This is a genomic window from Pseudarthrobacter ribosi, assembly GCF_055412865.1.
On record NZ_JBVAYZ010000006.1, the window covers coordinates 1 to 23678 of the forward strand.

At 65.9% G+C, this 23678-nt stretch carries 19 protein-coding genes and 1 pseudogene; 6 read left to right on the forward strand and 14 right to left on the reverse strand.

Annotated elements, in window-relative coordinates; translation table 11 throughout:
* Nucleotides 1-696 (reverse strand): annotated as a pseudogene (locus ACZYZ5_RS07880) (FAD-dependent oxidoreductase); the annotation flags it as partial.
* Nucleotides 693-2033 (reverse strand): serine hydroxymethyltransferase, encoded by a 1341-nt coding sequence (gene glyA / locus ACZYZ5_RS07885; protein WP_463900702.1) that lies wholly within the window; start codon nucleotides 2031-2033, stop codon nucleotides 693-695. The gene glyA and the pseudogene ACZYZ5_RS07880, both read right to left, overlap by 4 nt.
* Before the next feature lie 239 nt (nucleotides 2034-2272).
* Here glyA and ACZYZ5_RS07890 point away from each other — a divergent pair, with 239 nt between their 5' ends.
* Together ACZYZ5_RS07890 and ACZYZ5_RS07895 are read left to right on the forward strand one after the other, a co-directional pair.
* Nucleotides 2273-3529, forward strand: coding sequence for an aminopeptidase P family protein (locus ACZYZ5_RS07890; protein WP_463900703.1), 1257 nt, complete (start codon nucleotides 2273-2275; stop codon nucleotides 3527-3529).
* Between the two features lie 82 nt (nucleotides 3530-3611).
* Nucleotides 3612-4439 carry an IclR family transcriptional regulator gene (locus ACZYZ5_RS07895; protein ID WP_463900705.1) on the forward strand — a complete coding sequence of 276 codons (828 nt, stop codon included), beginning with the start codon at nucleotides 3612-3614 and terminating at the stop codon, nucleotides 4437-4439.
* A 34-nt stretch (nucleotides 4440-4473) separates the two neighbouring features.
* On the opposite strand, the gene ACZYZ5_RS07900 is transcribed toward ACZYZ5_RS07895, so the two are convergent.
* Nucleotides 4474-6021, reverse strand: a complete 1548-nt coding sequence (locus ACZYZ5_RS07900; protein WP_463900707.1) for a PucR family transcriptional regulator — start codon at nucleotides 6019-6021, stop codon at nucleotides 4474-4476.
* Nucleotides 6022-6126: 105 nt separating this feature from the next.
* On the opposite strand from ACZYZ5_RS07900, the gene ACZYZ5_RS07905 reads away from it, so the two are divergent.
* Both ACZYZ5_RS07905 and ACZYZ5_RS07910 read left to right on the forward strand, forming a co-directional pair.
* Nucleotides 6127-7665: a purine-cytosine permease family protein gene (locus ACZYZ5_RS07905; protein WP_463900709.1), complete on the forward strand. Its 1539-nt coding sequence runs from the start codon at nucleotides 6127-6129 to the stop codon at nucleotides 7663-7665.
* 109 nt (nucleotides 7666-7774) lie between these two features.
* Nucleotides 7775-8578, forward strand: a complete 804-nt coding sequence (locus tag ACZYZ5_RS07910; protein ID WP_463900711.1) for a creatininase — start codon at nucleotides 7775-7777, stop codon at nucleotides 8576-8578.
* A gap of 111 nt (nucleotides 8579-8689) precedes the next feature.
* Here the strand turns inward: ACZYZ5_RS07910 and ACZYZ5_RS07915 are convergent, their stop codons facing one another.
* The 5 genes from ACZYZ5_RS07915 to ACZYZ5_RS07935 all read right to left on the reverse strand — a co-directional run bounded on the left by ACZYZ5_RS07915 (nucleotide 8690) and on the right by ACZYZ5_RS07935 (nucleotide 13867).
* Nucleotides 8690-9898 (reverse strand): MFS transporter, encoded by a 1209-nt coding sequence (locus tag ACZYZ5_RS07915; RefSeq protein ID WP_463900713.1) that lies wholly within the window; start codon nucleotides 9896-9898, stop codon nucleotides 8690-8692.
* Nucleotides 9899-10077: 179 nt separating this feature from the next.
* Entirely contained in the window at nucleotides 10078-10836 is a 759-nt protein-coding gene (locus tag ACZYZ5_RS07920; RefSeq protein WP_463900716.1) for an iron ABC transporter ATP-binding protein, read from the reverse strand.
* A gap of 13 nt (nucleotides 10837-10849) precedes the next feature.
* The gene (locus ACZYZ5_RS07925) at nucleotides 10850-11866 is read right to left on the reverse strand and encodes an iron chelate uptake ABC transporter family permease subunit (protein WP_463900719.1); all 1017 of its coding nucleotides are present in this window, start codon (nucleotides 11864-11866) and stop codon (nucleotides 10850-10852) included.
* The gene (locus ACZYZ5_RS07930; RefSeq protein ID WP_463900721.1) at nucleotides 11859-12899 is read right to left on the reverse strand and encodes an ABC transporter permease; all 1041 of its coding nucleotides are present in this window, start codon (nucleotides 12897-12899) and stop codon (nucleotides 11859-11861) included. The genes ACZYZ5_RS07925 and ACZYZ5_RS07930 overlap by 8 nt, the downstream gene beginning before the upstream one ends.
* Before the next feature lie 17 nt (nucleotides 12900-12916).
* On the reverse strand, nucleotides 12917-13867 hold the full coding sequence (locus ACZYZ5_RS07935; RefSeq protein ID WP_463900723.1) for a siderophore ABC transporter substrate-binding protein: 951 nt from the start codon (nucleotides 13865-13867) through the stop codon (nucleotides 12917-12919).
* Between the two features lie 281 nt (nucleotides 13868-14148).
* Here ACZYZ5_RS07935 and ACZYZ5_RS07940 point away from each other — a divergent pair, with 281 nt between their 5' ends.
* Nucleotides 14149-14736, forward strand: coding sequence for a TetR/AcrR family transcriptional regulator (locus tag ACZYZ5_RS07940; protein ID WP_463900725.1), 588 nt, complete (start codon nucleotides 14149-14151; stop codon nucleotides 14734-14736).
* A gap of 37 nt (nucleotides 14737-14773) precedes the next feature.
* Here ACZYZ5_RS07940 and ACZYZ5_RS07945 read toward each other — a convergent pair whose 3' ends face one another.
* The 6 genes from ACZYZ5_RS07945 to ACZYZ5_RS07970 all read right to left on the reverse strand — a co-directional run bounded on the left by ACZYZ5_RS07945 (nucleotide 14774) and on the right by ACZYZ5_RS07970 (nucleotide 21611).
* Complete coding sequence (locus ACZYZ5_RS07945) at nucleotides 14774-16513, reverse strand: CocE/NonD family hydrolase (RefSeq protein WP_463900727.1); 1740 nt, start codon at nucleotides 16511-16513, stop codon at nucleotides 14774-14776.
* Entirely contained in the window at nucleotides 16506-17474 is a 969-nt protein-coding gene (locus tag ACZYZ5_RS07950) for an MBL fold metallo-hydrolase (RefSeq protein ID WP_463900729.1), read from the reverse strand. Before ACZYZ5_RS07950 ends, ACZYZ5_RS07945 begins: the two co-directional genes overlap by 8 nt.
* Nucleotides 17471-18403, reverse strand: a complete 933-nt coding sequence (locus ACZYZ5_RS07955) for an alpha/beta hydrolase (RefSeq protein ID WP_463900731.1) — start codon at nucleotides 18401-18403, stop codon at nucleotides 17471-17473. Before ACZYZ5_RS07955 ends, ACZYZ5_RS07950 begins: the two co-directional genes overlap by 4 nt.
* Nucleotides 18404-18417: 14 nt before the next feature.
* Complete coding sequence (locus tag ACZYZ5_RS07960; protein ID WP_463900733.1) at nucleotides 18418-19527, reverse strand: FAD-dependent oxidoreductase; 1110 nt, start codon at nucleotides 19525-19527, stop codon at nucleotides 18418-18420.
* 62 nt (nucleotides 19528-19589) lie between these two features.
* The gene (locus ACZYZ5_RS07965; protein ID WP_463900735.1) at nucleotides 19590-20543 is read right to left on the reverse strand and encodes a phosphotriesterase family protein; all 954 of its coding nucleotides are present in this window, start codon (nucleotides 20541-20543) and stop codon (nucleotides 19590-19592) included.
* Nucleotides 20544-20597: 54 nt separating this feature from the next.
* Nucleotides 20598-21611 carry a phosphotriesterase family protein gene (locus ACZYZ5_RS07970; protein ID WP_463900736.1) on the reverse strand — a complete coding sequence of 338 codons (1014 nt, stop codon included), beginning with the start codon at nucleotides 21609-21611 and terminating at the stop codon, nucleotides 20598-20600.
* A 320-nt stretch (nucleotides 21612-21931) separates the two neighbouring features.
* On the opposite strand from ACZYZ5_RS07970, the gene ACZYZ5_RS07975 reads away from it, so the two are divergent.
* The gene (locus ACZYZ5_RS07975) at nucleotides 21932-23653 is read left to right on the forward strand and encodes an MFS transporter (protein WP_463900737.1); all 1722 of its coding nucleotides are present in this window, start codon (nucleotides 21932-21934) and stop codon (nucleotides 23651-23653) included.
* Nucleotides 23654-23678 lie beyond the last annotated feature (25 nt).

The following is a 23678-nucleotide window of genomic DNA, read 5'->3' on the forward strand; positions in this document are numbered from 1 at the left end:
CGTGGAGTTCGGACACGAGCGCCTGGAGCGGGTGGGACTGGATGGGGAGCCGGAACCCGGCCATTTCCGCGAGGACCGAGCTGTGCCCGGCGGCGCAGAGGCCGACCTTTTCGGTGTTGATGGTGCCGCGGTTGGTCTTGACCCCCACCACCTTGTTTCCGTCCTTGAGGAAGCCGGTGACTTCGCAGTTCTGGATGATATCCACGCCGAGCTCATCGCATTTGCGGGCGAACGCCCAGGCGACGTGGTCGTGCTTGGCGATGCCGGCGCGCGGCTGGTAGGTGCCGCCCATGACGGGGTAGCGGATGTTGTCGTTGATGTTCAGGATGGGGCAGAGTTCCTTGACCTGTTGCGGGTCCAGCCACTCGGCGTCGACGCCGTTGAGCTTGTTGGCCCCGACCCGGCGGACACTTTCCCGGACGTCGCCCAGGGTGTGGGCGAGGTTCATGACCCCGCGCTGGCTGAACAGGAAGTCGTACTCGAGTTCCTCCGGCAGGATCTCCCAGAGCTTCAGGGCGTGCTCGTAGATCGCCGCGCTCTCGTCCCAGAGGTAGTTGGAACGGATGATCGTGGTGTTCCGGGCCATGTTGCCGCCGGCCAGCCAGCCCTTTTCCAGGNGACGGCGTCATAGCTCTTCTTCGGGTCCGGATTGTGCCAGAGGAATTCCGGGTGTTCCGGAAGCTGTTCCGTGCTCATTGTGCTGCTCCAATCAGTTCTGCCTCAAGCGCCGGTGCCGCCGTCGTGCTGCCAAGGTGCGGGTACAGGGGGAACCTTCCCGCCAGGGCGCTGACGCGCCGGCGGAGGCCGGCGGTGGTTTCCTCGCTCAGTTCGTTGTCGATGGCCGGCGAAGTGAGGGCGGAGGCGATGATGTCCGCCACCTCCGTGAAGTCCGGGGCGCCGAAACCACGCGTGGCAAGGGCCGGGGTGCCGATCCTCAGCCCGGAGGAGACCATCGGCGGGCGGGGGTCAAACGGAACGGCGTTGCGGTTGACCGTGATGCCGATCTGGTGCAGACGGTCTTCGGCCTGCTGTCCGTCCAGCTCCGAGTGCCGCAGGTCCACCAGGACCAGGTGGACGTCCGTGCCGCCGTTGACCACCGAGATCCCGGCGGCGGCGACGTCATCCTTCAGGAGCCGGGACGCGAGAAGTCGGGCTCCTTCGAGGGTGCGTTCCTGGCGTTCCTTGAACTCGGCCGAAGCCGCGATCTTGAACGCAACGGCCTTGGCCGCGATCACGTGTTCCAGCGGGCCGCCCTGCTGGCCGGGGAAGACGGCGCTGTTGATCTTGCGGGCATACTCCTCCTTGCTCAGGATCACGCCGCCGCGCGGGCCGCCGAGGGTCTTGTGCGTGGTGGTGGTGACGACGTCGGCGAAGGGCACCGGGTTCGGGTGCAGCCCGGCGGCGACGAGGCCGGCGAAGTGTGCCATATCCACCATAAGGTAGGCGCCCACGAGGTCCGCGATCCGGCGGAATTCGGCGAAGTCCAGCTGCCGGGAGTAGGCCGACCAGCCGGCGACGATCATTTTGGGGCGGTGTTCGAGGGCCAAGGCCTCGACTTCGGCCATATCGACCAGGTGACTGTGCTCGCTCACGTGGTACGGGACCACGTTGTAGAGCTTGCCGGAAAAGTTGATGCGCATGCCGTGGGTGAGGTGTCCGCCGTGCGCCAGCGAGAGTCCCATGATCGTGTCGCCCGGTTCCAGCAGGGCAAACATCGCGGCGGCGTTGGCCTGGGCGCCAGAGTGTGGCTGCACGTTCGCGGCTTCCGCGCCGAACAGGGCCTTGACCCGGTCGATGGCCAGCTGTTCGATCACGTCAATGTGCTCGCAGCCGCCGTAGTAGCGCTTGCCCGGGTAGCCCTCGGCGTACTTGTTCGTCAGGACCGACCCCTGCGCCTCCATGACCGAAGAGGGGGCGAAATTCTCGGACGCGATCATCTCGAGCGTCGACTGCTGGCGGCCCAGCTCATTGGCGATGGCTTGGGCGACGTCGGCGTCGACGCTGGCCAGGGGTTCGTTCAGGGTGCCCGTCATGACGGCCTCTTTCGGTTCAAGGAAACTGATAGACGAATGCAACAGTGTTGCGTTGAATGCAACTATAGATCGCCGCCCGTGTTGCGTCAATCACTTTTCGCATATGACCCGAATGTCAGCGCCTTCCTCTGAATGCTAACCCCGGGACCCTTGACTGTGCTTCAGGTCACGCATAGCCTGATGCAACAGTGTTGCGCCGAACGCAACCCGGGTTCCCACCGAAGAAAGGCATCACCACCATGACGATCACCACATCAGCCAACGCCTCGTCGATTTCCGAACTGGAGCGACTGAAAATCCTGCACAACGGACAAAAGGAAAAGCTGACCTTTTCAGACGCCGAGTTTGAGCGCCGGCTGTCCGGCCTGCGCCGGATCATGGCGGAGAAGAGCCTGGACGCCGTCGTCCTGACGAGCTACCACTCCATCAAGTACTATTCCGACTTCCTGTTCACCTACTTCGGCCGCTCCTACGCCATGGTGGTCACCAAGGACGACACCGTGACCGTCACGGCCAACATCGACGCCGGCATGCCGTGGCGCCGCGGCTACGGTGACAACGTGGTCTACACGGACTGGCGCCGGGACAACTACATCTTCGCCATCCAGGAGGTGCTGCGCACCCGCGGCATTTCCCCGCGCCGGATCGGCGTGGAAGACGATTCCCTCCCGCTGGACAACCGCAACAAGATCCAGGCCGCCTTTGAATCGGCCACCCTGGTGGACGTTGCCCAGGCAGCCATGCGCCAGCGGATGATCAAGTCAGCCGAAGAGATCGAGGTCATCAAGCACGGGGCCCGCATCGGTGACCTGGGCGGCGAGGCCATCCGCAACGCCATCACCGGCGGGATCACCGAATACGAGGTCGCCCTGATCGGCACCGAAGCCATGGTCCATGAGATCGCCCGGACCTTCCCGGATTCCGAAATCCGGGACACCTGGGTGTGGTTCCAGTCCGGCATCAACACCGACGGCGCCCACAATTGGGCGACCACCCGCAAGATCCAGGAACACGACATCCTGTCCCTGAACTGCTTCCCGATGACCTCCGGGTACTACACGGCCCTGGAACGCACCCTGTTCTACGGCGAACCCGACGCCCGTTCCCTGGAGCTGTGGAACATCAACGTGGAAGTCCACAAACGCGGCCTCGAACTCATCAAGCCGGGCGCGGTTTGCAAGGACATCGCCGCTGAGCTGAACGAGATCTACGTGGGCCACGGACTGCTGGCCAACCGGACCTTCGGCTACGGGCACTCCTTCGGCGTCCTCAGCCACTACTACGGCCGGGAGGCGGGACTAGAGCTCCGCGAGGACATCGACACCGTGCTGGAACCGGGCATGGTGGTCTCCATGGAACCGATGATCACGGTCCTGGACGGACAGCCCGGCGCGGGCGGCTACCGTGAGCACGACATCCTGGTGGTCGGCGAGGACGGCGCGGAGAACATCACCAAGTTCCCGTTCGGCCCCGAATACAACATCGTGGGCGCCTGACATCCCCTGACCCGCAATGAAGCGGCGCCACGTCCGACGTGGCGCCGCTTTTCGGCCTCCGTACGGAATGATGGGAGTCACCATGAGTCCAGAAGAATCTGCTGACACCACCGGAAACGGCGACACCAAGGGCACCTCCGTCATCGTCAACGCCATCGCTGTGCTGCGGACTTTCACCGCCGACGAACCGCTGCTCGGGGTCACCGAGATCGCCAACCGCGTCGGCCTGCACAAAAGCACCGTGTCCCGGATCCTGGCCACGTTCGAACAGGAACACCTGGTCGAACGTGACCCGGAAACGCGCCGGTTCCGTCTGGGGCTGGGGCTGATCGCCGTTGCCGGTCCGTTGCTCGCGGAACTTGAGGAACGGCGCGTGGCGTACCCGGTCCTGCGGGAACTCACCGAACAGACCGGCGAAACCAGCGCCCTGATGGTCTGGAACGGGTCCGAATCGATGTGCGTGGAACAGATCGCCAGCCACCACCAGATCAAGCACACCACCCCGCTGGGCGCCCGGTACCAGGACGCCATGAGCGCCTCCGTGCAGGTTTTCCTGTCCGCCGCGCCCGCCGAGCGGGTCAAGGCTCTGCTGCGCAGCGGAGCCATCAGCTACCCGGGGCTGGACGATGCCAGCCTCGACGGTTACCAGACCAAGCTCCACGACGTCGTCCTCCGCGGGTGGGCCATCAACTACGGTGAATCATCCATCGACGAAGTCGGCGTGGCCGCGCCGGTCCATGACCACCGCGGCGACATCGTAGCCGCCGTCCTCATCCCGGCCCCCCGGTTCCGCGTGTCCCGCGAGCGGCTGCAAAGCCTGGGCGAGGCGTGCGCGGCTGCTGCAGGCCGGGTCACCACGCGCCTCGGCGGACGTCCGCCGAGGCTGCAGGAGCAGGCTGGCCCCGGGTAGGACTCAGTCCCGCCTGGCTAGCCAGTTTGACCACTCAGGCGAGCCGGGCCAGCCGGGCGGCCAAATGCAGGGCCGCCAGCCGGCCAGAATCCCGCGGGTCACCGCCGCACAGCTCGAAGATCCGCCGCAGCCGCTGGTGCATCGACTGCCGCTCCAGATGCAGCTCCCTGGCGGCTTGGGCGGTGTTGCAGCCGCAGTCCAGCCACGCGGCCAGGGTGTCGAGCAGCCGAGAATTTCGCTGCGCATCGTGGTCCAGGAGCGCGCCCAGTTGCTGGCGCACGAAGTTCCGTCTCTGGTACGGGTCCAGGGACTGAACGGCGAGACGTTCCACTGCGAAGGCCTCCGCGTCGATCACGGACCGGTGCCCGCCGCCGCTTCCCGGACGGGCCTGTTCCGGGGAGACCGCCAATTCCAGCGTGAGCTTGGCTTCGGACAGCGACCAGGGCGCGTCCGAAATTCCGGCCACCAGAGGACCCGCGGCGGCGAGCATTCTGTCCATGGCGGGCAGCTCCGAGAGGTCTGCCAGGAGCCGCTGCCGGCTCTCTTCCGTGGCATCCCCGGCCAGGCTGGCGATGGCGAGAAGCTCGGCGTTGTCGACATAGGTGGCATGGGACTGCGCCGCCCGGGACAGATGCTGCTCCAGGGATGTCCGCAGCTCCTGGGAGATATCCGAGCGCACCACCACGGCCACGAGCGGGGCGGAGACCGGAATCCCGGCGGCTGACGCCAACTGCTGCAGCCGCCAGGGCTGGCTGCCCGAATCGATCGCGCGGATCAGCGCCGCTCCGGCGACCTCCCGCAGTCCGGGCGACATCCGCTGCAGCATGGCCAGGGCCAGAATGTCCACGGAGCGTTTTCCGGCCGTCCGGGCAAGGTTCTCGTCCTCGTCCGCCGGAACGCGGAGCAACAGCCGCGCGGCAAGGATGCCGCGAACCGGAACGTCGATGTGGATCAGCCGTGCATGGTCCTGCGCTGCGGGGGCAGAGATGGTGGCATCGTCGTCGGACTCCACGTTCACGGGCGTTGCACTGGCCAGCGTCGCACCCGTCAGCGACACCAGGGTCACCTCGGAGTGGGTGATGCCGGCGAGCACGGCCAGGATCCGGTCCAGGCTGCCGCTGTGCGCCAGCTCAACGGCCATCGCGTGGCTGGCCTCATCCGCCCGCCGCAACTGGGAAACCGATTCGCTGACCAGCATCGAGTTGATCGCCTGCATGACGCCGACAAACGGCACCACCTTGCGCAGTTCGATCAGGGGGAGGCCGGCTTCCTCGGCAGCGGACACCATCGACGACGGGAGTGAGGGAAGGGCGACGCCGGTTTCGACGGCCAGCGCCGCCACGCCCCGCTCGGCCAGTTGGCGGACGTAAGTGATCCGCCGCTCCTCAGAGGCCAGAGCCAGGGCTTCGCCTCCCGTCAGCAGTAGCTCCCCGCCGTCGAGTAACGGCGCGATGTCCAGAATCTCGCTGGAGTGGATCCAGCGGAGCTGGGTCCTTGCCGCCGTGTCGGCCCCGGCCCGGACCACGGGATCAGCAGCCGCCAGCGTCGGGTGCTTGAGAACTTCGTGAAGACGTATTGGCATGACACTCCGTCGCTTGAAGCCGATATTGACTGGACACATTATATGTAGGCAGATGTGGTGTATGCCACATAGCCTTGAAGGACCAAATCTCTCACGGAGGCTCCAATGCGTGAACAATCCCCAGCGATTCCCGCCGGTCCAGTGGTCAACGACGACCATGTAGACCATGAGGCCTGGCTCCAGCCCATTCCCGAATCCCAGCGGACCCGGAAAGTCTCCGGCCAGTTCTGGATCTGGGCCGGCGCCAACCTCGCCCCGATTAACTGGGTGCTCGGCGCCCTCGGCATCCACCTCGGCCTCGGATTCTCCGATACAGTCATCGTCCTGGTTTTGGGGAACCTGATCGGGATGCTGCTCTTCGGCTGCTTTGTGCTCCTCGGCCAGAAAACCGGGGCCACCGGCATGGTCCTGGCCCGGGCCGCCTTCGGCCGGCAGGGGAACTACCTTCCGGCAGCCATCCAGGCGCTGCTGGTCATCGGCTGGTGCGCGGTCAACACCTGGATCATCCTGGACCTGGTCATGGCACTCTTCGGCACCCTCGGCTGGGTGGACCCGACAGCCCACAACTATGCTTGGAAGATCGGCGTGGCCACCGCCATTATGGCCGCGCAGGTCGCCATTGCGTGGTTCGGCTACAAGGCCATCGCGGCGTTCGAAAAGTGGACGGTCCCGCCGACCATCATCATCCTCGCGGTGATGTCCGTCGTCGCCTGGTTCGGCATGAAGATCAACTGGACCTACGCCGGCCCCGCCGGCAACATCCTCGAAGGCTCTGAGCGGATCGCCGCGATGAGCGCCGTCATGACGGCCATCGGCATCGGCTGGGGCATCACCTGGTTCACCTACGCCGCCGACTACTCCCGCTTCGTCAGCACGGAAGTCCCCAAGCGAAAGCTCTACCTGGCCTCGGTGCTGGGCCAGTTCATTCCCGTCGTCTGGCTCGGAATCCTGGGCGCCAGCCTGGCCACCAACAGCGGTGAGATCGACCCCGGCAAGCTGATCGTGCAGAACTTCGGAGTCATGGCACTCCCGGTGCTGCTCATGGTCCTGCACGGGCCCATCGCCACCAACATCCTGAACATCTACACCTTCTCCGTGGCCACGCAGGCGCTGGACATCAGCATCAGCCGCCGCAAGCTCAACCTGTTCGTGGGAGTCTTCTCCCTCGCAGCCGTCGTCTTCTTCATCTTCCAGGAGGACTTCGCCGCCGTCCTGGACGCCTGGCTGATCGGACTCGTCGCCTGGGTAGCGGCCTGGGGCGGCGTCATGCTGGTCCACTACTTCTGGCTTGACAAGCGCTGGCCCGGCGACCCGGCCCGGCTCTTCGACGCCGTGGGCACCAAGCGCCTCCCGGCCGTGAACCCCGCAGGCATCGCATCCCTGCTCCTCGGAATCTTCGCCACCTGGCTGTTCATGTACGGGTTGGTACCGGCGATGCAGGGACCCATCGCCGTCGCCCTCGGCGGATGGGACCTCTCCTGGCTCGCCGGCGGCCTGACCAGCGCCACGGCCTACGCCATCATGGGCCCGCGCTTCCACCGGCGCTACCTGAACCTCCGCAGCGACGTCGAATCCGTCCCCGAGGAATCCGCCGTCGGGACCGCCAACCTCCCCGCCGTGCTCGCTCCCCCCACCGGCCTCTGACCAGGCGATCACTCCGGTGGTGCCGAAAAACATCACCAGATTCCCCTTCGGTCAGGCCACAACATCATCAGCGCCACCGGCACCGAACTTAACGAGGAGCACCACCAGCATGGACAAGTCAGTATTTCTGGAAGACCTGGATGCCTTTGCCTACCGCGAAGTTTTGGCATCCGGGGAGGCAATCGTCCTCATTCCCGTCGGGTCCTTGGAGCAGCACGGTCCACACCTGCCGCTGGGAACGGATACCATCCTGTCCTCCCACTTCGCGGAGGGTGTCGCCCGGCGGCTGGGTGCACTGGTTGCCCAGCCGATCGCCTACGGGTACAAGTCGCAGCAGAAGTCCGGCGGCGGCAACCACCTCTCGGGTACCGTCAGCCTCGATGGCGCCACCCTCATCGGCGTGGCGCGCAACCTGGTCAAGTCCTTCCTCAACCAGGGCGTCCTGCACGTGGTATTCATCAACGGCCACTTCGAGAACTACCAGTTCCTGTACGAGGGAATCGACCTGGCCCTCGACGAGCTTGGGATCAAGCCCGGGGCAAAGCAGAGTGTGCTGCTGCTGTCCTACTGGGATTTTGTCAGCGAGGACACCCTGGGCAAGGTCTACCCCGATGGCTTCCCGGGCTGGGACATCGAGCACGGCGGGGTTCTGGAAACCTCGCTCATGCTCCACCTCGAACCGGCCCGGGTAGCCATGGGCCGCCTGGTCGACGGTCCTGCCGCGGTTCTGCCCCGCTTCGACAGGCTCCCGGTGGTGCCGGAGCGGACACCCGCCACCGGTTGCCTGTCATCGGCCGCTGGCTCCAGCGCAGCCAAGGGCGGACTGCTGTACGGACAGGTCGTCGGAGATCTGGCCGTCGACCTCGGAAGTGAACTGGTCCGTGAACCAGCGCCTGAAGTTGTTCCGGCGTAGGGGACAACGAGCCCACAGGGCAGCACGATTCACTCAGTAAACTCAGGCGCCGCGGGGAGACTTTCCCGCGGCGCCTTTGCTGCGGGCAGACACTAACTGAACGCGGTTATGTCAATCAGCATGACGGACCACCCGGTCGCGACCGGCAAGCACACCCGTCACGGCGAGAACCGCCATGAGACCCGCTGTGACGAGGAGCGGAAGCGTCCAGCCTCCGCTTGCGTCGCGAAGACCACCAAACATTACCGGCCCCACCGCACCCAGACCGTAGCCGACAGATTGCGCCATGCCGGACAATGACGCTGCCTGCGGGTAATTCACGGTCCGGAGGCTGAACAGCGACAGGGCGATGACAATGAGGCTCCCGCACCCGATTGCCCCAAGAAGGACCCACAGCAAGATGAGGTCCGGCGCAAGTGCCAGCCCGAGAAACGTCACGAACATGAGCGCGCTGCTCGTGAAAGATACAAGCCGTTGGTCCGAACCGCGGTGCAGGATTCCCCCTGCGGCCAGGCTGGCGAACACGCTGATGAGCAGGAACACGGACAGATGGACGCCCGCAGTGGTGGCGGGGACTCCGCGGCTTTGTTCGATCGTGGGCAACCAAGCCATCAGGACGTAGAAGGCGATCGATTGCAGTCCCATGAAGATCGTCACCTGCCAGCCCAAGGCTGAGGCCCAGGGAGACCGGTGGGAGACCTCCGGCGTGGTGGCGTGCGCGGTGCCCACCTCATGCCGGCGCAGCCACGGCAGGAGCACCGCCATGGCGATGAGGGCCAATCCCACCCAGATTCCGAGGGCAAGCCGCCATCCCGCCGGGGACGTTTGCGCAACCGGAACGACGACGGCTGCCCCGATCGCGGCGAAGGCGGCCTGTGTGGCGGTGTAGCTTCCGGTGACCTGACTGACCCTCATCGGAAAGTCCCGCTTAACAAGGGAGGGCACGAGGACATTGAGAAACGCAATCGCCAAGCCGATCAGTGCGGTGCCCGCGCAGATGACGCCGGGCACGGGTATGGAGCGAAGCATGATGCCCGCAGCGAGGATCAGCAGCGACACCCACAGTGCCCGGTCCAGACCCAGCCGGGAAGCGAAGCCGGGCGCCGCGGGGGAGAAAACTGCGAAAGCGATAAGCGGAAGACCTGTGAGGAAACCCGCTGCGGCACTGGATAACTCAAGGTCGCTGCTGATGTTCCCAAGTACCGGTCCCACGCTGACAAAGGACACCCGAAGGTTGACTGCGATGAGCAGAACGCCGATGAAGGCGAAGCCAAACCTGGCGGTGCGGTCCGGCGCGTTCCGGGTGGCAGCGGGCATCATGCGTTTTTCCATCCTTCGAGGGGTGGGGAGCGCTGTTGCACCCTCCGATTCCACCCCCGTCAGACAAAAGCCGGCTCTGACTGGGCATGTCAGTTTGACGATAACTTACCTCATGTCGAACGGGTTGCCTTCCTTTGCGTCCGTCTGAAACTCCAGGGCGCCCCCACCCCGCGGTGCGGCTAGGCGAAGTAGACGCCGATCCGGTTGCCGTCGATTTCCTCGATCCGGATGTCGATGTCGTAGATGTCCCGCAGCACCTCCGGCTGCATGATGTCCGCCGGGGTTCCCTGGTGCAGCATGCGGCCGTCCTTCATGGCCAGCACGGTGTCCGAGTAGCAGGAGGCGAAGTTGATGTCGTGGACCACCAGCACCACTGTCTTGTCCAGTTCATCGGCGAGCCGGCGCAGCAGCTGCATCATCTCCACCGAGTGCTTCATGTCCAGGTTGTTCAGCGGCTCGTCCAGCAGGAGGTAATCCGTGTCCTGTGCCAGCACCATTGCGATGAAAGCCCGCTGGCGCTGTCCGCCGGAGAGTTCGTCCACGAACTTGTCCGCCATCGGGGACAGGTCCAGCTGGGCCATCGCCTCCTCCACTTTGGCCTTGTCCTCCAGGGTGGGCCGGCCGCCGGTGTGCGGGAACCTGCCGAAGGCCACCAGGTCACGGACGCGCAGCCGCATGGTCACGTGGTTCTCCTGCCGCAGGATCGCCATGGTCTTGGCGAGATCGCGGCTGGCGGTCCGTTCCACATCCAGCCCGGCGACGGCAACGGACCCGGACCCGATGGGCTGAAGCCGGCTGACCAGCGAGAGCAGGGTGGATTTCCCGGCGCCGTTGGGACCGATGATGGAGGTAATGCCCCCGCGCGGAATGACGCAGCTGACGTCGTCGAGCACGGTTTGGGCCCCGTAGCTTTTGGATACGTTGCGGACCTCAATCACTGGAAGAACTCCATTACTTCAGCGAGCCTTTCAGCAGCAGGGACAGGAACAGGATGCCGCCGGTGAACTCGATGATGACGCTCAACGCCGTATCAAAGCCGAATACCCGCTCCAGGACCAGCTGACCGCCCACCAGCGCGACGACTCCCAGCAGCGAGACCATTGGCAGGAGCCAGCGGTGGCTGTAGCCGCGGCAGGCCTGGTAGCCCAGGCTGACCACAAGCAGTCCGAAGAACGTGACCGGCCCGACCAGGGCGGTGGAGACGGCCACCAGCAGCGAGCAGACCAGCAGGACGCCCATCACAGACCGGCGGTGGTCCACGCCGACGTTGATGGCCAGGTCCCGGCCAAGCGCCAGCACGTCGAGTTTATGCCGCTGCTGCCAGGCGAAGAGGCTGCCCGCGGCCACCACCAGGGCTGAGATGCCCAGGATGGCGGGTTCCACCGAGTTGAAGCTCGCGAAGAACAGGTCCTGCAGGATGATGAATTCGCTGGGTTCCATCAGCCGCTGCAGCAGCGAGGAAATGCCCCGGAATAGCGTTCCCAGCACGATCCCCACCAGCAGCAGCAGGTGCAGCGAGCGGGTCGCGCCGGTGAACATCCAGCGGTAGAGCAGCGCACTGAACGCCACCATCAGGAAAATTTCGACGCCGAACCGCAGCAGCGGCGGTGCGGTCACGAGGGTGGTGGCGCCGAGCGAGAAGGTCAGGCCGGTCTGGATCAGGATGTACAGCGAGTCGAAGCCCATGATCGCCGGCGTCAGGATGCGGTTTGCCGTGACGGTCTGAAACAGCAGGGTGGAAACTCCCACCGCCGTCGCCACCACCACCATCGCGCCGACCTTGGTGCCCCGCCGGGACAGCGCGTAGCCAGCGTTCCCTTTCAGGTCCAGGAACAGGAAGAGGGCCACAGCGGCCAGGGCTGCTGCGGCCAGGACCATCAGGACGGCCGACGGCGGCAGGCGGCGCGCGCTGAACCGCGGCTTCGCCGGGGCGGGGGCGGGAGGGCCGGCGAACGTGATGCTAGGCATTGCGTTTCCTCAGCAGCAGGACCAGGAACAGTACGGCGCCGATGACGGACATGACCATGCCGACCGGGACCTCGTACGGGTAGCGGATGGTGCGGCCAATGATGTCGCAGATCAGCACAAAAGCGGCGCCGAAGACGGCAGTCCATGGGACGGAACGCCTCAGGTTGTCGCCGAAAATCAGCGACACGATGTTCGGCACCACAAGGCCGAGGAAGGGAACGGCCCCCACGGACGTGACCACAACGGCAGAGATCAGCGAGACGATGACCAAGCCGAGGCGCATGGTGGCGGCGTAGTTGAGGCCCAAGTTGGTGGTGAAGTCCTGGCCCATGCCGGCCACGGTGAAACGGTCCGCGGCAATGAACCCGATCAAGGTCAGGAGCGCGACGATCCAGAGAAGTTCGTACGTGCCGCGCAGCACACCGGAGAAGTCACCCACCATCCAGTTGCTCAGGGTCTGCAGCAGGTCAAAGCGGTAGGCGAAGAAGGTGGTCACGGCCGCGATGACGCCGCCGAGCATGATTCCCACAAGTGGAATCAGGAGAGTGTTGCGGGTGGGCAGCTGCCGCAGAATCACCAGGAAAAGCGCCGTACCCAGCACGGCGAAGACACTCGCGACGCCCATCTTGGCCAGCAGGGGCGCTCCCGGAGCCAGGACCGTGACCACCAGGATGCCGAGGGTGGCCGATTCCGTCGTGCCCACGGTGGACGGCTCCACGAAGCGGTTCCTGGCCATGAGCTGCATGATCAGCCCGGCGACCGCCACGGCCACCCCCGCCAGCACCACGGCCACCGTGCGGGGCACGCGGGAGATCCAGAAGATGTCCCAGGCGGTCGGGTCGCCGCTGAGCAGCCGGGGGAGGGAGATGTCGCTGACGCCGACGAACATGCTGACGGCGGCGAGGACGAGGACGGCGACGGCGCCCGCGGCCAGTGCGGCGGATTCGCCGGCAAGGCCGCAGATACGGTGTGTGCGGGGCTCGGGAGCCAGTGGCGGCAGGGCGCGGGCGCGCTCCGCCGTCGGCGTCGTCATTTTTGCCTTGCCAGGTCTCAGGCTACGGAGCCGGCGACCGCGTCGATCATGGCCTGGATGTTGTTCAGCCCGTAGCCCACGAGGTACCAGCCGGCCGGGTCAAGGTTGACGATCTTGCCGTTCGTCCCTGCGTTCGTGGACTTCACCAGGTCGTTGTCCAGGACGGCGTTGGAGGCTGTGGCGTCGGATCCCGTGGCGCTGTCGCGGTTGACGACGTAGAGGATGTCCGGGTTGGTTTCCTTGATGAATTCGAAGGAGACGGCTTCGCCATGGGCGGCGTCAGCCTTGATGTCGGCGGCGGGCTTGACGCCGAGGACATCGTGGATGATGCCGAAGCGGGAACCCGCACCGTAGGCGGTCACTTCGCCTCCGGAGGTCAGTACGATCAGGCCCTTGCCGGCGTCGGCGGCCTTGGACTGGGTCTCGCTGATCTTCGACTCAATGGCGGCGAGCTTTTCGGCGACCAGGGCTTCCTTGCCGAAGATCTTGCCGAGTGTGGCCGTCTGGGACTTGAAGCTCACCATCGGCTCGGCCGCGTCCAGCGTCAGATCGATGGTGGGGGCGATTTTGCTCAGTTCCTCATAGGCTCCGGCGGTGCGGCCCGAAATGATGATGAGGTCCGGGGCTCCCGCGCTGATGGCCTCGAAGTCCGGCTCTTTCATGGAGCCGATCTTGCTGAACCGCTCTTCGGAGTACTTTTGCAGCGCCGCCGGGTAGGTGGCCTTCGGCACGCCGTCAGGCTCCACGCCCAGCGCATCCATGGTGTCCAGCACGCCGAGATCGAAGGTGAAGACAGTCTCAGGATTGACGGGGACGTCGGCAGTGGACCCTTGCGCGTGCTCCACGGTGATCGTTGCGGCCTGCTCGGCAGCCGCCGTTCCGACCGTCGCGGCCTGGCCGCACCCGGTGAGGGAAAACACCAGGGTAGCCGCGAGTGCTAGGAGGCCTGACTTGAGGCTGGTATTCACTTCTGTTCTCCGCGCTGCTAATACATCACACAAATGTTTGCTAATAGGTCAGCCTTGACTATATAGGGAAGGCTTGCCTTATTTCCAACTATGAACAGCGGGTTGGGTCAGGCCCATGAGCGAGGCACGTACCCTGGTCTGGACCGCTTCCTGGGCCAGTAACCGGGCGGGACCGCGGGATCCTCCGCTCACTCTGAGATGGTTGCCCGGCCGCCCGGCCGCCCGGTTGTCCGGCTGGCGGTCTGCCCGGGGTGGGGTGAATACTGCACTAATCTGGGGGAGTGGCAAGCATTCGAGAAGCTCAAAAGCAGATGACCCGCCGATTGTTGCTCGAGAAAGGGCTGGAGCTTTTTGAGGAGAAGGGGTTCGCCGCCACCACGGTGGATGACATCGCTGCTGCCGTAGGCACCACCAGGGCCACGTTCTATGCCCATTTCCCGTCGAAGGCCCAGCTCATGCGGTCGCTGGTCGAGCGGTCCAACGAGATGCTGACCGAGGCGGATGTCCCGCCGCTGCCTTCCGTGGTCGAATCCGGGGACCGTGAGCTGATCAGGGTCTGGCTCGCCCGCAAATTTGAGCAGTGGGCCGAAATCCGCCCCTACGTGGTGGCGGCGCACCAGGCCGCGGCCAGTGAACCGGATATCCAGGCGGCCTTGGATCAGTGGTTCGACACGGCGATCGACGACATGCAGGCCGGCCTTGACCGGGCCGGGCGGTTCGACCCGGCCAGCCGCCGCGTGCGGTGCGCGCTGGCCTTCGGGGAACTGGAGTTCTTTTCCCGGCGCTGGATGCGGCTCGGCTGGACCGTGGACCGCGAGACGTCGCTGGATCTGATGGTCGACAACTGGTGCTTCCTGCTGGCTGAGTGAGCAGGAAGCACCAGAACGCAGGCCGCGCAGAGGGGGGTCAGCCCGCCTGGTCTTCCGCCGCCTTGCGCGTGGTGAACGGCAGGACAATCCGGGACTGGTGGGCGGCGTCGCGGTAGATCTTGTGGGTGACGGGCCGGCCCACCGGCAGGTGGAAGGCGTCCGGCGGGAGCAGCGCGTTGTGCTCGTCGGCCAGCGGCTCGCCGTTGGACAGTTCCACCGTCAGGACGTGGCCAGGTTTGAAAGTGTTCGCGAACGGGTAGAGGCGCAGCACGTACTCCTCGATCTGCCCGGGCTCCACCGGCACGGCACGGGTATGGGGATGGACCGGGCTCCCCTCTGTAGTCCGCTCGTCGAGCTCGCGGTGTGAGGCCTTGAGGTAGCCGCTGGTGATGAGCTGGCGCTTGCCGTTCGGGGCGTAGTCCCAGAGGCGCAGGATGAAGTTGGTGTCCGGCTGGTCGATCTCGGCGTAGATGTGCGCGGCGCCGGTGCCGATCATCTCCGTGTCCTCTTCGAAGGCTGGGGTGGACCAGCTGATGATCTCCACCTTGTCGGTCACCGTCAGCGGCGCCTGGTAGAAGCCGTCCGGGGCGGCGTACTCCGCACCCATCAGCTCGGGCTCGGTCGACAACCTGTGGCGCGGGCGCAGGTAGAGGGACTTGTACTCGACGTCCTTCGGCGGCCATGCCGCCCCGGTCACCAGCTCGCGGGAGCCTTCCACAAAGACACTGACGGCCGGCTCGTCCATGACGCCGTTATCGATGCCCTTGATCCAGTAGTCGTACCACCGGAACATCTTGTCGTGTTCCTCGATGAAGGGGCGCGACTGCATCGGCGGGTAGGGGCCGATGTCCAGTTTCTTGGGGCCCTTCAGCGAGTCGAACAGCTCGATGGTGCCGTCCATGGTCCAGCCGCGGCCCTGGTCGATCTGCAGCCACACCGGGATGTCGATGTTCGGGGCCAGCGTGATGGGGTTGCGCTCCTCGTACCAGTCGCCGTCGAGCTCGTTCATCACGATGTCGAACCAGGCTTCGTGGTTTTTCGGGTAGTTCAGGACGTGGACCAGGTTCGGCCAGGCGGCAACGTCCGGATCCTCCAGGCGCTTGGCGACCAGCTTCTTCAGCTCTTCCGGGGGGTACTTCTCGATCATGCGGGACTTGACGCCGTCGGTGAAGGCCCAGCCGGAGTCGCCGCCGCGGCCCTCACGGGCGGCCCGTGGCATGAACCACATGATGCCGCCGTGGTAGGTGGTTTCGTAGAAGTCGTAGTGGCCGCCGCTGACGAAGATCGCCTTCAGGTGCGGCGGGCGCTCGGCCGCGGCCAGCACCTGCATGGAGCCGAAGTAGGAGATACCGACCATGCCGACATTGCCGTCGCACCAGGGCTGCTCGGCGACCCACTCGATGAAGTCGTACGCGTCCTGGCCCAGCGAGACGCCGCCGGCGTTGTAGTTGCCGATGTGCTCGCCGCCGGAGTGGCCGGAGCCGCGCAGATCACCGATGACGTGGACGTAGTCCTCCTTGACGATGCGGGCGATGTCGCCCGCCTCGATGCAGCCGTCCCACATCGGGCTGGGGCGCCGCTGCGGCGGGGTGGTCAGTGCCAGTGCCTGCAGTTCCTTGCCGTACGGGCTCAGCGCCACTAGCGCCGGGCGCGGCTTGTCCTCAGTGCCCTGGTAAGCGTCCGCAGCGAGCTCGACGCCGTCGCGCATGGGGACGCGGAGGTCCTTGCGGACGGCAATTTTCTCCCCGCCGGCGTCGATTGTCTGGTTCTTATTCATGATTGCGAAGGCTCCTCTGTGAAGGCATCAGGTTGAACTGCGTGCGGTAGCCATGCAGCGTGGTGAAGAACGGGGACGGCTCCAGCGTGGGGTCGCCCGTGTAGCCGAGCTCCTCGGCCACGGGGGCGAACGGGGAGTACACCGAGTCCGTCTCCTGCAGGCCCCCGTGCAGGTACCGGCGCGCGGCGTCAGCGATCCTGGCCTCAAGGTCCAGGCTGCCCTGCAGGGCGTTCCGGGCCGCCTCTTGGTCGAGCTCGACGCCGTACGGCACCCCGTCCGGGCCACGGTAGGGGTGGCCGAGGTACAGGTGCTCGGGCTGGACCACGTCGCGCAGGTACTGCAGGCTCGCACGGTAGGCGCCCGTATCCTCGTAGCCGGGGAAGCCGTTGGCGGCTCCGTGGATCTGCACTGCGTCGCCGACGAAGACCGACTGCTGGCCGTCCACGACGTAGGCGACGGATCCGGCGGTGTGGCCCGGGATGTGGTGCACGGAGACGGTGACGTCCCCGCCCAGCGAGAGCGTCTCGCCGCCCTTCACCAGCATGGCCGGCTCCATCTCACCGGAGATGACCTGGTTTGCTGCCTTCAACTGCTCCTCGACGGCGTTCGGATTGTCGAGGTACTGCTGGCGCACGTCCACGTACTGGTCAACGTGCGCGCGCCGGGAACGCAGCAGGGGCGCGTCGGCCACATGGATCACGACTTTGGCGCGCCGGCCCGTGAGCTCCCACAGCGCGTGCGCGCCGCCGAGGTGGTCGATGTGGCCGTGGGTCAGCAGGATCCAGCGCACGTCCTCGATGCGCCGGCCCAGCTTCTCCAGCGCGGGGACCATGCCTTCGGCGGGCGAAGAGGCGATTCCGGTGTCGACGATGGCCGGTTCGGGGGCGTCGATGAAGAAGCTGTACAGGCCGAACCGGCCCCAGGGCGAGACCAGCGGATGGACAGCGACCGGCTCCGTCATTCCGCAGCCCCTGCGTTCAGGAAGTCTGCCGTCTCCTGGAAGGCCCGGTGGAACTCCGGGATCCAGCCGAAGTTCTGGACGAAGCCGTGGTTCGCCCCCGCGTAGCGGCTGACTGTCGTCTGGACGCCGGACCCCGTCAGGCGCCGGCCGTAAAGCTCACCCTCGTCCCGCAGGGGGTCGAACTCGGCCGTGATGACCAGCGCGGGCGGCAGCCCGGCGAGGTTCTCGCGTTTGATGGGGGAGACGAGGGGATCTGTCGGGTCCGCCCCGCTCTCGAGGTAGAACGAGTTGAACGGCAGCAGGCCCGCCGTCTCCAGCCCGTAGCCTTCAGCGTTCTCCCGCAGTGAGGCGTAGCGGTCGACGTCGAAGTCCAGGTCCAGGGACGGGTAGAACAGGATCTGGTGCGTGACCGCGAAGAACTCGTCATCGTGGGCCTTCGCGGCGACTGCGGCGACGAAGTTGCCGCCGGAGCTGTCGCCGGCGGTGGCGAGGTTTTTCCCGTCCCATTTGGGGGTGTTGCCGTTCTCCGCGGCCCAGCGGACGACTCCGTAGCAGTCCTCGAGGCCGGCCGGGAAGGCTGCCTCGGGGGCCAGGCGGTAGCCGACCGAGATGACTTTGTAGCCTGTTTGCTTGGCCAGCGCGCGGGCCACGTGGTCGTGGCTGTCCAGGCTGCCCAGGAAGAACGCCCCGCCGTGGAAGTACACCAGCACGCCGTAGGTGTCCGCCTCGACCGGGGTGTAGATCCGCACGGGAACGTCCCCGGATGGCGTCGCCGCAGTCAGGTCTTCGACCTTGTGCAGCGGCAGCCGGTCCTCGAGCGGGGCGACCTGGGCGGCCTCGCCGGCGCGCATGGCTGCCGGATCCAGCGGCGAACCGTCCGGTGCCGGCAGGGTGCTGAGGATTTCGGCGATCTGCGGGTGAATAGACATCGTTAGCCTCTGCTTTACTGGTTGGCCGGGAACGCTGAGTCCACGGCGTCGGCGTGCCAGCCCTGGCGCGACACACGCTGCAGCTCATCCGTCAGCGGCTTGCGGGTGGCCTCGTAGATGGACAGGGCGTCCTTCACGGAGTCGCCCTGCAGGAGCGCGTCGGCGAGTCCGCCGGCGTCCAGGATCGCCGAGTTCGCGCCCTGACCCTGGTGGTGGAGCATCGCGTGGGCGGCATCGCCGAGCAGCGCGACCGAGCCGGTGTGCCATGAGTCGATGGAGTCGATGTCGAAGACCGAACGGCTCGTCACCTGGTTCAGGTCAAGTTCCTTGGCGACCTGGACGATCCGCTCGTCGAAGCCGTCCAGGATCTTCACCAGATACTCGGTCGTGATCTCCGGCGCCCACGAGCCGTCAGCGGACGGGGCGGTGATGTCGAATGAGAGCTGCCCGCGGTGGCGCAGCGGCAGGTTGTAGGCGATCGTGCCGTTCTCGCCCATGTAGAAGCGGGGGTTGTCGTCCGTCACGAGCCCGTGGGCGTCCTCGATCGAAATGACCGCGCGGTAGGCGTGTTCGCCGGAGAAGACCGGCTCCTTCTGTGAGAACAGCTGGCTGCGCACCGTCGAGCGGATGCCGTCGGCGCCGACGACGAGGTCGGCGGTGACGACCTCGCCGTTCTCGAAGGTCAGTGTCGCGTGGTCGCCGTTGTCCTCGATGGCTTCCAGCTTGTGGCCGAGGTGCACCATGCCCTCGGGGAGCACGCTCAGCAGGGCCTCGATGAAGTCGCCGCGGTGGATCATGCGGTTGTGGTTGACCTGCTCGTAGGCGTGCAGGAAGGGCCACTCCTCGTTCGCGAGGATGTGCTTTCCATCGGCACTGAGGATCTCGAGGTGGTCGCTGGGCGAGCTCACCGCGGCGATCGTGTCGAAGATGCCCCACTGGCGGAACAGCTCGACCGACGGCGGGCGCAGCCCGATGCCGGCGCCGACCTGGGCGAGTGCGGACGCCTGCTCGTAAACGTGGACGTTCTCTGCGCCGATGTTCTGCAGGGCCTTGGCCAGTGAGGCGCCGCCGTAGCCGCCGCCGATGATGGCAATTTTGAGGTTCTTGATCTCTGAAGTCTTCATTTGTTGGTTCGCTTTCTTGACCCAGGGCGGACCTGGAAAATTCTTGTGGGGGTGGTCGGGGGTCAGGCCTGGAGTGACAGGAAGTCGGCCGGGTTGTCCTCGAGGAGGAGTTTGATGGTGGCGTCGTCGATGCCGGCAGCGCGCATGTCGGGGATCATGTCCTCGAAGATGTAGTTGATGGTGTGGCCCTTCACCCCCGGCCAGCCCAGCGGGCTGCAGTTGGCGTCGGCCGAGACGAGGAGCTTGTCCGCGTAGCCCTTGTTGACGAGGTTGACGAAGTGCTCCATGCGTTCGGCGCGCTTGCGGCCCCAAAACGGCGGATCGGGCAGCTCGAGATCGTAGCCGAAGGTGTCGAAGCCGATGCGGCCGCCCTGGTCGTAGATCCAATCGTGCGGGGTAATGGGAGCGTTCAGGCCGTCGTCGGCGTGGCCGAAGAGTACGCGGTCCAGCGAGAGGCCCTCTTCATTGAAGATGTTCACTGCCGGTTCGGGGTCGATGGCCAGGTGGGTCAGGATCGGCGCTCCGGTGACGACGGCGGCGCGGGCCGCGGCCCGGTAGATGCGCTTGTCCAAATCGGTCATGCGTCCGCCGCGGCTCACACCAACCTTGATGATGCCGGCCTTGGCGCCCGTGTTGCCGATGCCGACGGTGATCTCGTGGATGAAGACCTTCGCGAGGTAGTCCACGGTGGCGCGGGAGAAGTGCGGCAGGGCGGTGTCGCCGCCGACGAAGCCGGTGCAGGCCACGATGTGCACGCCCGTCTTGGCGGACAGGGACTTGTAGTAGTCCACGTCGCGGCCGTTGCAGATGCCCGTGGCGTCCACGAAGGTCCCGCCGCCGTATTCTCGGAACTTCCGCAGCTTCGGCACGGTCTCCTCGTAGGCCTGTTCCGGGGTCTTCCACCACTTGGTGTCCAGTTCGGACCCAGGCATGCCGTACCCGATATGTTCGTGGACCGCCACGATTTCCAGTTCTTCGGCCGGGATGGTTCCCAGCACGGTGTTGACCTTTGTCATTCGTTCACTCACCTCAGGGGTTCGAAAGCTTGTTGTGTGTGGGCCGACGCGTGCTTAGCGCACGGTCAGCAGGTTGCGCGGGTTGTCCACGAGGATGCGCCGGGCGTCTTCTTCGCTCAGGCGGCCTTGCGCCTTGAGGAAAGGCACGAACGTGGACACGAGGTGGCTGAAAGGCAGGTCGTAGTCCGGCTGTCCCTTGGCCACGCCGATCGAGTTGCCCGACAGGATGATCTTGTCGCTGTGGCCGGCCGCGACCAGCTTGAGCACCAGTTCGGCGCGGTCGTTATCGGTGAGGTAGTCCGCATCGTCGTTCCGGCCCACGTGGTCCAGGCCGACGAACGCTCCCCGCCCGGCCACCTCGAGGGCGGCACCGCCGGCGTCCTTGCGGTCGAGGCCGCCGACGAGCACCCGGTCGCCCGGGAGCTTTTCGTCCAGCACGACGTCGAGGTCGTGCAGCGCGTCGGCTCCAAAACGGATGGACAGCGGGACACCGGTGTTCAGCGCGGTTCGCGCTGCGCCCCGGAACAGGCTCTCCTCGGTCGGCGTCATGCCCGCCCGGTCGGCCGTGGTGGTCACGAGCCCGGCGGCGCCGCGACGTTCGACGCGCGGCACGACCATGCCTTCCGTGACCTCCTTGGAGAAAAGGTCGGCGAACTTCTCGGCGGGCCACGGTGTCGGCGGGTTGGTTTGCGGGGTCAGGAAGTAGCCGCCGAGTGTCTCCTCGGGTCCCATGCCTGTGGTGGCGACGATGTGCACCCCGGTGGAGCGTGAGAGGGCTTCGTACAGTTTCAGGTCGCGGCCGTGGAACATGCCCGTGCTGTCCACGATCGTCTTTCCGCCGTGCTCGCGGAAGGCCGTCAGCTTTCCGGCCAGGACCTCGAAGATCTCCGCCCGGTCCATGTTGATGTCCGGGGCGTACTGGGCCCCGGGAATGACCGACAGCAGCGCCTCATGGACCGCAACCACGCCCAGTTCAGAGGCCGGGATGGGCCCAAGGACCGTATTGACGGTTTGTCCGGTCGGGGCAGGAAACGTATCCACGGTAACGACGGGTGCGGTGTAACTCACTGGCTTCTCCCTTGAAGATCGGTACTGAATGCAGGGGGCCGCGGAGCTTGATCGTGCCGTCGTCGCCCCGTTGCGGTGTAGCCAGCGTCACATATTTCTATACATGATGTCAAGTGAATAGTCATAACGTACATCCAAATGCCGTCAGAATGCCTACCAAGCAAACAGGTGGTTAATTCTCTTGACATCGTGTAAACCTAATGGGAACAATGTGGGGAGCGCCACACACATACCTCCGGCTTCGGCCAGTGCGTGCCCGGTAGGGGCACCAGGCCTGGCGCAACGCCGGAGGATCGACCGGAAACAAAGGAGTTTCATCGATGAGTCAAACCATTCAGGTCTCGAGCCGAGGCTCGGTACGAGCGACCTTCGTCGCCGCCTACAGCGCTGTCACCCTCGCGCAGATCACCAACGCACTGCCGGGCGCCCTGAGCGGCACCTTTGCCGCGGAATTCCATACTTCGGGGGCGGGCCTGACGTGGATTGCGGGCATGTTCTTGATGGGTATCGTGGTGTTCGAGCTGAGCTGGGGGCTCCTGGGTGACCTGTTCGGACGCAAGAAGCTGCTGTATGCCGGCGCGGCGTTAAGTGTCGTCGGCTCAGTCCTGGCTGCGCTGGCTCCGACGACCGAGATGATGATCTTCGCGCAGGCGGTCGGCGGCATCGCGGCGGGCATCCTCTTTCCCATCTCGCTGTCCATGATCGCGGCGATCACTCCGGACCACCGGGCGCGTGCCCGGGTTATCGCTACGTGGGCCGGGTTCCTGTCGCTCGGCGCGGTCATCTCACCCGTGCTCGCCGGCCTCACCGCCCAGTTATTCACGGTGCCGGGTGCTGCGGCTGGTGCGCCGAACGAGTTCAGCGGCTGGCGGGTGGCCTATCTCGTTGCGGCCGCGGTCGCCGTCGTTGTTCTCCTCGTCGCGCTCCGGGCGAAGGACTCCGCGGCCGCCCAGGGACGCACCCTCGACCTGCCCGGCCAGTTCACCCTCGCGCTCGGCCTCATCGCTGTGCTCTTCGCGACCGTTCAGGCGGTCGATGCGGGCTTTGGTGCCCGGGATGTCATCGTGAGCTACGCGATCGGCGTTGTGCTCCTGGTCGCCTTCGTGATGATCGAGACGCGCACCAGCGAGCCGCTCATCCACCTTTCGTTGTTCAAGAACAGCGCCTACTCGATCACCGGCGTCGTCGCGGTCACCGGCATGTTCGCCTTCCTTGCGATCTGCTTCAGCACCAGCGTCGCCGTCGGCGGTCTCGCTCTGGCCGAGACGTGGAAGGTCGGGGTGCTGTTCGTCTTCATCCAGGGTCCGGCGTTCGCCTTCATCCCGGTGGTGGGCTGGCTCATCCACCACGTAGCGCCGCGCTGGGTGCTGACCGCGGGCTTCGCCTTCATGGCGGTCTCGGGCTATTGGCTCTCGACGTTCTCCCTGGGCGCGCCGGAGGCCTTCGGCGGCACCCCGTGGACGGCCTTCATTCCGCCGCTTCTGCTGCTGGGTATCGGCTTCGCGCTCACCGTTGGCTCCGTCACATCGGTGGCGATCAACACCGTCCCGCCGCAGCACATCGGGATGGCCTCGGCGACGACGAACCTCCTGCGCGACCTTGGTTTCGCCCTCGGACCGGTCATCGGCTCGGCCATCGCGTTCGGCATTGGCGCCTCGATCTTCGCGGGCCCGCTCGGCGGGATCCTCGGCGGGGCGGGGCTGCCCGCCAACGCCGTCGCCGGGCTCTCCCAGGTGCCGCCCCTGGGCTATCTCTCGGGCTGGGACGGCGTCATCGCGCAATTCTCCGGGCAGGCACTGGCCGGCGGCGCGCCCGCCCCGGCTGTCGACGGCATGGTCCAGGCGCTCACCGCCGCGCAGCAGCAGATCCAGGGCGTGGCTGGGGCCTCGCTTGGCCAGGGCTTCCAAATGGTTTACCTCGTGGCTGCCATCGCGGCGACGGCCTCCGCCATCCTCACCCTCTTCATCTCCGCTCGTTCCTCGGCGCCCGCGCCCGAGGCCGTCGCGGAGACGACAGAGGATAACGCCGAAGTGGCCGTCTGAGACTGACGGCTTCACTTCACCGACC

Excerpts from the sequence above, each read along its gene's own strand:
- ACZYZ5_RS07915 (WP_463900713.1), bottom strand. The coding sequence starts at position 9,898 with ATGATGCCCGCTGCCACCCGGAACGCGCCGGACCGCACCGCCAGGTTT.
- ACZYZ5_RS07905 (WP_463900709.1), top strand. The coding sequence starts at position 6,127 with ATGCGTGAACAATCCCCAGCGATTCCCGCCGGTCCAGTGGTCAACGAC.
- ACZYZ5_RS07890 (WP_463900703.1), top strand. The coding sequence starts at position 2,273 with ATGACGATCACCACATCAGCCAACGCCTCGTCGATTTCCGAACTGGAG.
- glyA (WP_463900702.1), bottom strand. The coding sequence starts at position 2,033 with ATGACGGGCACCCTGAACGAACCCCTGGCCAGCGTCGACGCCGACGTC.
- ACZYZ5_RS07950 (WP_463900729.1), bottom strand. The coding sequence starts at position 17,474 with ATGACGGAGCCGGTCGCTGTCCATCCGCTGGTCTCGCCCTGGGGCCGG.
- ACZYZ5_RS07910 (WP_463900711.1), top strand. The coding sequence starts at position 7,775 with ATGGACAAGTCAGTATTTCTGGAAGACCTGGATGCCTTTGCCTACCGC.
- ACZYZ5_RS07930 (WP_463900721.1), bottom strand. The coding sequence starts at position 12,899 with ATGACGACGCCGACGGCGGAGCGCGCCCGCGCCCTGCCGCCACTGGCT.
- ACZYZ5_RS07960 (WP_463900733.1), bottom strand. The coding sequence starts at position 19,527 with ATGAAGACTTCAGAGATCAAGAACCTCAAAATTGCCATCATCGGCGGC.
- ACZYZ5_RS07945 (WP_463900727.1), bottom strand. The coding sequence starts at position 16,513 with ATGAATAAGAACCAGACAATCGACGCCGGCGGGGAGAAAATTGCCGTC.
- ACZYZ5_RS07895 (WP_463900705.1), top strand. The coding sequence starts at position 3,612 with ATGAGTCCAGAAGAATCTGCTGACACCACCGGAAACGGCGACACCAAG.
- ACZYZ5_RS07955 (WP_463900731.1), bottom strand. The coding sequence starts at position 18,403 with ATGTCTATTCACCCGCAGATCGCCGAAATCCTCAGCACCCTGCCGGCA.
- ACZYZ5_RS07900 (WP_463900707.1), bottom strand. The coding sequence starts at position 6,021 with ATGCCAATACGTCTTCACGAAGTTCTCAAGCACCCGACGCTGGCGGCT.
- ACZYZ5_RS07925 (WP_463900719.1), bottom strand. The coding sequence starts at position 11,866 with ATGCCTAGCATCACGTTCGCCGGCCCTCCCGCCCCCGCCCCGGCGAAG.
- ACZYZ5_RS07975 (WP_463900737.1), top strand. The coding sequence starts at position 21,932 with ATGAGTCAAACCATTCAGGTCTCGAGCCGAGGCTCGGTACGAGCGACC.
- ACZYZ5_RS07965 (WP_463900735.1), bottom strand. The coding sequence starts at position 20,543 with ATGACAAAGGTCAACACCGTGCTGGGAACCATCCCGGCCGAAGAACTG.